The sequence below is a fragment of the Paenibacillus doosanensis genome (assembly GCF_025060755.1).
In the GTDB taxonomy this organism is placed as follows: domain Bacteria; phylum Bacillota; class Bacilli; order Paenibacillales; family NBRC-103111; genus Paenibacillus_S; species Paenibacillus_S doosanensis.
Genome location: NZ_JANYUY010000075.1, coordinates 26,250 through 34,506, shown reverse-complemented (window position 1 = coordinate 34,506; position 8,257 = coordinate 26,250). Strand labels below are relative to the sequence as shown.

General features: G+C 59.2%; 7 protein-coding genes. All 7 read right to left on the bottom strand.

Translation table 11 applies throughout. The annotated features are described in order from the left end of the window. Nucleotides 1-283: 283 nt before the first annotated feature. A complete protein-coding gene (gene rbsK / locus N0M98_RS31245) occupies nucleotides 284-1,210 on the bottom strand; it encodes a ribokinase (RefSeq protein WP_259620222.1) in 927 nt (308 codons plus the stop codon). A 410-nt stretch (nucleotides 1,211-1,620) separates the two neighbouring features. Continuing rightward, a complete protein-coding gene (locus N0M98_RS31240) occupies nucleotides 1,621-3,183 on the bottom strand; it encodes an amino acid permease (protein ID WP_259620221.1) in 1,563 nt (520 codons plus the stop codon). A 60-nt stretch (nucleotides 3,184-3,243) separates the two neighbouring features. Beyond that, nucleotides 3,244-3,372, bottom strand: coding sequence for a hypothetical protein (locus N0M98_RS31235; RefSeq protein WP_259620220.1), 129 nt, complete (start codon nucleotides 3,370-3,372; stop codon nucleotides 3,244-3,246). Nucleotides 3,373-3,604: 232 nt separating this feature from the next. Further along, entirely contained in the window at nucleotides 3,605-4,600 is a 996-nt protein-coding gene (eutC, locus tag N0M98_RS31230) for an ethanolamine ammonia-lyase subunit EutC (RefSeq protein ID WP_259620219.1), read from the bottom strand. 35 nt (nucleotides 4,601-4,635) lie between these two features. Next, a complete protein-coding gene (locus N0M98_RS31225) occupies nucleotides 4,636-5,997 on the bottom strand; it encodes an ethanolamine ammonia-lyase subunit EutB (RefSeq protein ID WP_249864368.1) in 1,362 nt (453 codons plus the stop codon). 3 nt (nucleotides 5,998-6,000) lie between these two features. Further along, entirely contained in the window at nucleotides 6,001-7,491 is a 1,491-nt protein-coding gene (locus tag N0M98_RS31220) for an ethanolamine ammonia-lyase reactivating factor EutA (RefSeq protein WP_259620218.1), read from the bottom strand. 23 nt (nucleotides 7,492-7,514) lie between these two features. Further along, nucleotides 7,515-8,111 (bottom strand): ANTAR domain-containing response regulator, encoded by a 597-nt coding sequence (locus N0M98_RS31215; protein WP_249864370.1) that lies wholly within the window; start codon nucleotides 8,109-8,111, stop codon nucleotides 7,515-7,517. Between the last annotated feature and the right edge of the window lie 146 nt (nucleotides 8,112-8,257).

Here is an 8,257-nt window from a genome sequence, read left to right as displayed (position 1 = left end):
ACTTCCTCTCTCCCCTCTTGCGAGGCCTTTTTGACGACGCGGCAGGATTCACTTCATGTTACGGCCTGGTATCTTGCTCGCCCTATCTCTGACAGGTACTTTCGTCGACGCGCTTCTACGCACAGATGTCGCCGTACGCAGGCATCCTAGCTACGCGGGGGCTTGGCCCCTCCCGCGACCGGATTTTCACCGGCTAGAAGATGCGTGCCTCTGGGCACGCTAAACAGCAAAAAAGCACGAAGCCTACTCAAGGCTCCGTGCTTTTTAAGATTAAATCAGCATGCTATACGGCATGCTCGGACAAATAAGCTTCGATCTCCGCGTGATCCGGGATCGAAGCCTGGGCTCCCGCCCGCGATACCGCAATCGCGGAAGCCGCGGAAGCGAAGCGCAAGCTGTGCCGGACGGTTTGCCCGGCAAGCCGCGCCGTCAAAAAGCTGCCGATAAACGTATCGCCGGCAGCCGTCGTATCCACGGCCTTCACCTTGAAGGCCGGCTCGCGCACAATCTCTCCGCGCCGGTCGGCGTACAAGCTGCCCTGTTCTCCGAGAGTGAGCAGCACCGCATCGGCGCCTTGAGCGAGCAGCGCCTCTACCGCCTGCCGGGCCGCTTCATCGGTCAGATCGGCCGTCAGTCCGGTGAGCTGCGCCGCTTCATGCTCGTTAACGACCAGCAGATCGATCAGCGGCCACAGCTCCGAAGGCACGGGAGCGACCGGAGCCGGATTATAACAGGTGAACACGCCTTTGCTCCGCGCCAGCTTCAGCGCGAAGACCGTAGTCTCCCATGGAATTTCATTTTGCGTCAGCAGCCCGTGAACGTTGTCGAAGGCGGCGGATTGATCCGCAATATCTTCCGGAGTCAGCTTGCCGTTAGCTCCTTCCGACAATATAATATGATTTTCCCCTGCGGCATCCACATTGATATAGGCGATCCCCGTTCCGCCCTGCTTATGCAGTACGGCTCCGGTTCGGACGCCTTTTTCTTGCAGCGAAACGAGCAGCCGGGGCCCGTAAGCGTCGTCTCCGACCGCGCCTACGAAAGCGACCTCCGCCCCTGCCATGGCGGCGGCAACCGCCTGATTCGCTCCTTTTCCGCCGGGATAATAAGCCGTATTCAAGCCTTTCACCGTTTCTCCTGGAATCGGAAGCTTCGTGACCTGGGTGACAATGTCCATGTTCACGCTTCCTACAACAACCAACTTCGTCATGACAACCTCCCCAAAAACTACCTAAAAAAATGAAACATGTCCATTGTATCATTCATTTTGAAAATGAGAAATGCTTTCCCCTGCTGCATTAGAAGGGCGGTGAAAAAGTCCGCTGCGGCGTCCATTTGATCCTCCAATCGCTGTTGAAAACGGATTCTTTGGATTGTTTTTTCGTTTTTCTGTGGAGAGAATCCGTTTTCAAAGGCGAACGCTTACGCTTTTCCAGATTCAAATGGCCCCTCCGCTCTTTTTTCACCATGCTTTTAGGTCAGCCGGAAAACGGTCCGGCGGCACGGAAACGGCGTTTCTTTGCGGAGAGTCTCCTTCTCCGGACTGCGCCGGCGAATGCAAAAGGGCAACCGTTAGCCGGATGCCCCGCTGAATCTCGCTACTTTTCCTTATTACAAAATCTATACTTTGTGAGAAACGCCCGATTTCGGCCCGTCCGCCGCTTCCAGAGCCTGCTCCCTGCGCAATATTTCGTCCATGGAGGTGTTGAGGGCAGCTTGCGGACCCTGAAAATGACGCTTGTAATAAGCCAAATCCATGATGACCAGCACCACCAGCATGGCGGCCAGGGCGTAACCGGCGGTCTCGTTGGGAGGGATTACCATCATGATGCAAATAAATACGATCCAGATCAGGGCGACAACGGAGATCGCATCGCTGTATTTGCCCAGATTCCACGGTCCGAGATGCTTTTCCTGAAATCGGCCGCTTGCCTTGGCCCTAAGCTTCAGCCAGATCGGAATGCCGTAAGCGACATACAATCCGACGACGCTGACGGCGGTCAGAAACGCAATAGTCGTATAAGCGGCGTCCGGATTCACCGTTTTGATGATGTAATCGACGAAAGCGAGCAGGAACGAAAGAATAATGGCAAGCCAAATGGCTTTGGCGGGGGTACGGTATTTTTTGGAGATTTGCGCCCATTGCGAGCTGAGCGGCATGCCTTTGTCCCGGGAGAAGGCGTACATCATTCTGGAGAACGACGTGATCGACGAGAGCCCGCAGAACCACATCGCCGCCGTCACGAGCCACAAAATAATCGAGCCGAACGTGCCGCCCAGCGCTTGGCTGATCACGTAAATGAACGCGTTATCCGCCCCGGCCGCCGCTCCGGCATCCTTGATGGACAACGTGACGAAAGCGAGCATCAGGAAACCGAATACGAAGGAATAAGCAACCGAGGTGAAAATTCCCCAAGGAGCGCGCACGCGCGGGTTGATCGTCTCTTCGATCGTATGCGCCGAGGCGTCGAAGCCGGTAAACGTCCACTGCGCCTGCAACAGCCCGATCAGGAAGGCGAACATGTACGGCTTATCCGAGAACGTCTCGCCCACTTTGAACAAATAATCGACGCTGTTAAGTCCCCCTTTGGTAAAAAACGCGAGAGACACGACCAGGACCGCGACGATCACGATATGGTACCACGCCGAAAAATCGTTGAGTTTAGCTACGATACGTATCCCGATATGATTGAGAATGCCGTGCGTCAGCAAAATGACGGTAAAGGCGATCAATACGGACGTATTGTCCGACGTATAGCCGAACACGCTGGCCAGCAGCGGGTCGGCGAACAAAGCGACCGAGTAGTCGATGCCCGCGACGATGCCGATCTGGCCGATCAGGTTGATCCAGGCCGTATACCAGCCCCAGCGCTTGTTTTTCAAGATCGCCGCCCAATGGTACAGCGCCCCCGCTGTCGGAATCGCCGAAGCGAGCTCGGCCATCGCCGCCGCCACGAACATGACGAACAGCGCGACGATCGGCCAGCCGAAGCCCATCATTCCGGCTCCGCCGTAGGTCAGACCGTGCCCGTACAGCGATACCGCCCCGGTTAAAATGGAGATGATCGAGAAGGAAATGGCGAAGTTGGAGAACCCCCCCATACTGCGTAAAAGCTCCTGCGCGTAACCGAATTTGTTCAAATCTTGTTTGTCCTTATCGTGGTGATGAGATTGTGCATTCATACGTTCAACCTCCTCCAAAGGATAACCGATTGGTTGCTTGCCCCGCTTACGCCGCAGCCGTTACTTGCCGAGGAAGCTTTCATGCTCGCTTTCGTCGTAATTGCGAATACTGTTGCCTGCTATGCGGACGACCCCCAATGCGAAAAGACAAGTGATCACAATGATGATAATCCCGATCAGCGTAGACATCCTGACTCACCTCCTTAGCACACCGCATTGATTCGTTTGGCATCCTTGTTGGGACAGCCTGGCGTTGGGCCGGCTTGAAGCGAAACGGGGAAGACGGCAGCCCGCCCTCGCTGCCCGCGATCCGCTCGGCCTTCGGCCGGCAGCCATGCGAAGCTCAGGTCCTTGCTTGCAGCGCAAAAATAACGCATCTTCAGCGCCTGATTCGTTCTCGCCGGCTTCAAGGCCGAACCGGCTACAGCTCCATGTTCACGCCGCTCGCCTGCTGCTCCAGCATTTTGTGCAAAATCGTCCCGATATGAGCCCCCGCCTCTACCGGGGGCGTGCCTCCCGGATGAATGTTCGAGATGACGGTGCGATCGCTTTCGACCGTCCCTCTATGCGGACGGTAGCACATGTAGGCGCTCATCGAGCGAGACGAAACGAGTCCCGGCCGCTCCCCGATCAGCAGCACCAGCGCCTCCGGCTGGAGCAGATCGCCGATATGGTCCATGACCGCGACCCGGCCCCCGCGAACGAAAAACGGCGTGCCCTGCGTTAATCCGTACGAGGCCAAAGAGTCGAGCAGCGACGGGTAGACGTCGGCCAGATTGGCGTCGACGGCGTTGGCGCTTAAACCGTCGGAGACGACGATTTGCACCTGCGGACGCATGATGCAGCGCTTAAGGATCAGCTGAGCCCCCTCGTCGGTGATGACTCTGCCCATATCCGGCCGCTTCAAATAGTTGTCGGTATCGCGAAAATGCGTCTCGACCTGAAACAAGCCGAACTCGCCGAGCAGCGACGAATTGACTTCGCCGTAGATGGAGTCGACGGCCGCCGCATGGTCGCAGCGGAATTTGAGCAGCTCCTTGGTCAATACGCGCGTCCCCGTCCGCCATACGCCGATTCGGGCCGGAGTGCTGGAGACAAGCTCGCCCATTCCGTCCGCCCATTTGGGCGAAGGAATTTTGGAAACCGGCGGCGCTTCATTCGCGTCGTTCTCCGCCGGTGAATCCGAGAGATCTCGGTCCGAATCCGCCTCGTCAGCGGTTGTACCGCCGCCGTAGTCCGGCTCGGCATGCGCGGGAGCTCGCGGGCTCCGCTCGGGAGAGCGCAGCGACGGATCGCGGTTTCCCCCGGCCTCCGTGACGAGCGGAAGGGGCTGTTCCTGCGAGAGCAGCTTCTTCTCAAGCTCCGCCATCACTTTATCGACAAGCTGATCCAATTCAAGCGGCTTCGTCCGGTTCATACCGTTTGCTCTCCTTTCCAGGTAAAATAAGACCGCTACATGAACAGCGAAGGGTCTCCCGCGATCGGGGTCAGCCTGCCGTTCTCCATGATGCCCATCCGCTCGAGCCAGCGCTCGAACTCCGGAGCCGGACGCAGCCCCATCATCTCCCGCAAGGTAGCGATATCGTGATAGCTCGTCGATTGATAGTTCAGCATGCAATCGTCCGCCATCGGAACGCCGATAATATAATTGACGCCGGCGGCTGCCAGCAGGACGGCCAGATTATCCATATCATTCTGATCGGCTTTCATATGATTGGTGTAGCAGACATCGACGCCCATCGGCAGCTGCTGCAGCTTGCCCATGAAGTGATCCTCCAGTCCGGCACGGATTACTTGCTTGGCGTCGTACAAATATTCCGGTCCGATAAATCCGACCACCGTGTTCACGATAAACGGCTTATACTTGCGGGCAAGACCGTAGCAGCGGGCTTCCAGCGTCACTTGATCGATGCCGTGATGCGCTTCCGCCGACAGCTCGGAGCCTTGACCGGTCTCGAAATACCACAGATTCGGACCGGTTCCGGTGCCGTCCCGCCGGATCAGCTCATCCGCTTCGTCCAGCAGCGCCACGTCGATGCCGAACGCCTTGTTGCCGTCTTCCGAGCCGGCGAGGCTCTGGAACACCATATCGGCCGGAGCCCCCTGCCGGATCGCGCGCATCTGCGTCTTAACATGAGCGAGCACGCAGTTTTGCGTCGGGATTCGCCATTTGCCCATCACTTCCTTGGTCATATGAAGAATTTCCTTCACGCTCTCCGCCGTATCGATAACCGGGTTGATCCCTATGACCGCATCGCCGATGCCGTAGCTGAGCGCCTCGTACAAGGAAGCCTTAATCCCTTGAATGTTATCGGTCGGGTGATTCGGCTGGGCTCTGCCGGCCAGCACACCCTTCTGCCCGATCGTAATATTGCAGTGCGCCTGCACCTCCATCTTGGATGCCGCCTGAATCAGGTCGAGATTAGTCATCAGCTTGGCGGCCGCCGCCGCCATCTCGCTGGTCAGCCCCCGGCTGATCCGGCGTATTTCCGTATTGTCCGTCTCCTGCCGCAGCAAATATTCGCGCAGCTCCGCCACCGTCCAATTGCGCAGCTCCGCGTAAATGCGCTCGTTCAGCTGCTCCTCGATCACCCGCGACACTTCGTCGGTTTCCGGCGGCAGCAGCGGATGATTGCGAATATCGGCCAGCGTCAAATCCGCCAGCACGAGCTTCGCCGCCATCCGTTCCTTGGCGTCCTGCGCGGCGATGCCCGCCAGAGCGTCTCCCGACTTCTCTTCGTTGGCTTTGGCCATTACTTCCTTCAGGCTTGCAAATTGAAATACCGTGCCGTGCAATGCGACCTTCAGCTTCATACGCTACCTCCCTTCGCTGCCGTGAAAGGCTAACGTTTTGACGACCGCCGGAATCATCATGCCGCCGATCGGCTCGCCCAAGTCGATATAATCCCCGTACTCGACGGTAATTTGATCGATGCAGACGATCTTCATCCCGCTTCCGCAGCGCAAGGACAGCGACTGTCCGAGCGCCTTCGCCATATCGTCGGCGCAGACGACGACGAGCACCCGGCTTGCCGGGTATGCGCTGCGGTACGCTTCGCACACCTGTTCCGACAAGCGCTGCAGCGAAGCGTAGCTCCAATGCTTCGCGGGCGGAACCGCCAAGGCGAACGGCGGTCCCGGATCGCTGACGTCCGGCTCGAACAAGCTCGCCGCCGTGCGAATCGCCTTCGCCGCAGCCTCGCCAAGCCGTTGCGGACGTCCCGCTTCCTCCGGCGGCAGCTCCGCCTTGATCACTGGCAGATTGCGGATCGGCAGCACCGAAGCGTCGAGATGAACCGTAGCGCCGCTCAGCTCGGTGCTCTGCATCCCCGCCCCGATCACGGTCGCCCGCACCGTTTCATCCGGCTGCTTCAGGGTCAGGCCCTCGCGGGCGAAGCAGTCCTTCAGCGCATGCGCGAGCAGCGGACCGATATCTCCGTGAACGGCGGTTTCGGCAAGGTTGCGCGGCCTCGGCTCCTGCATCAGCCGGCCGATACCTCCCGATACCGTCCACTCTTCGATCAGCGGAACGCTCGCCATCGGTCTGCCGAGCGTCAGCCGGCCGACCGCCTCCCGGCGCTCGGGCTTCACCGTGCCGGTCAACCCGCTCAGCATATCCCGGCACATCGCTTGGCAGATGCCGTACAGCGCTTCGTAACTGATCCGGCCGCCCGGGGACAGCCGATAGCCGGCCGCACGCAGCCATGGGCGGATCGACTCGGAAACCGCCGTCAGCGTGCCGGAGCGGTCCAGCTCCAGCAGCCGCCCTCCGGCATGAAACGTCGCGGTGCCGATCGGCTTGCCTCTCAGAAATACGGCCGCGTTCGCAGTGCCTCCCCCGATATCCACGTTGACGACGGGACCGCGAATGCGCCGCGACCGCTCCTGTGCCCCTGCGCCTCTGCCGGCGAGTAGCCCTTCAAGATCGGCGCCGGCCGCAGCGACGACGAAATCGCCCGAGCGTTCGGCCAGCAGATGAACGATCTGGCGCGCGTTGCGCTTGTTCGCCGTCTCGCCGGTTATGATGACGGCGCCCGATTTCAAGTCGCGGACACTGATTCCGGCCCGCTCGTATTCCCCCGCAAGCAGCGCCGATATTCGCGCGGCGTCGATCTCATCCGCGCCCGAGAGCGGCGTCCGGTGAATCGGGCTCGAATAGAGCAGCTCCCGCTCCACGATATCGAACCGGGGAAGCGCCAGCGCTCCCGACGTTCGCGCCAGCTTCAGCCGGCTGACGATCAGCTTGGTCGTGCTGGTCCCTATATCGATGCCGACGCTTGTAATCCACTGCTCTTCGCTATCCTTCACCGCGATTTTGCCCTCCCTTCCTTTCAAGCGCCGTGTCCGGACATCGCCTCCGGACCATCGCTTAAGATAAGCTCCGCCAGCCGCCCCATCGGCATCCGCGCCGACATGCTGGCCTCGCGCATCCGCCGGTACGCTTCCTCTTCTTCCAGCGCGTAAGCTTTCATCAGCAAGCCTTTGGCTTTTTCGATCGCTTTGCGATCCTCCGCCGATTGTTTCAGCCGTTCGAGGTCCTGCTTCAACGAATCGATCCGCCGTTTCTGACTTAAGGCAATCTCCACGGCGGGAATCAAATCCTCCTCCGACACCGGTTTGACCAGGTAGGCGGCGACTCCGGCATCCCGAGCGTCCCGTACAAGCTCCCGCTGGCTGTAGGCCGTGAGCAGCAGCACCGAAGTATCCTGCATGCTGCGGATAATCCGCGCCGCCTTGATCCCGTTCATGACCGGCATTTTCACGTCCATAATAACCAGATCGGGCTTCACCCTGGCGACAAGCTCCACCGCTTCTTCCCCGTTCTTCGCCTCCCCGGCGAGCGTATAGCCTTCCTCTTCCAGCATCTCGCAAATATCCATGCGAATAATAGGATCGTCGTCCACGACGACAATGCCGTTTTTCATCATCGGCTCCTCCTCCCTACTAGAAGCTCGCATTTGGTTCGCCGCGTTTCCGGGAAAAGCGGTGAACGACGAGCGGCCCGCTGTCGATAAAGGTTTCGCGGGGAAAGTCCATCTACAAAAGCGACCTCTTATGCTGTTCCAGCTCCCTG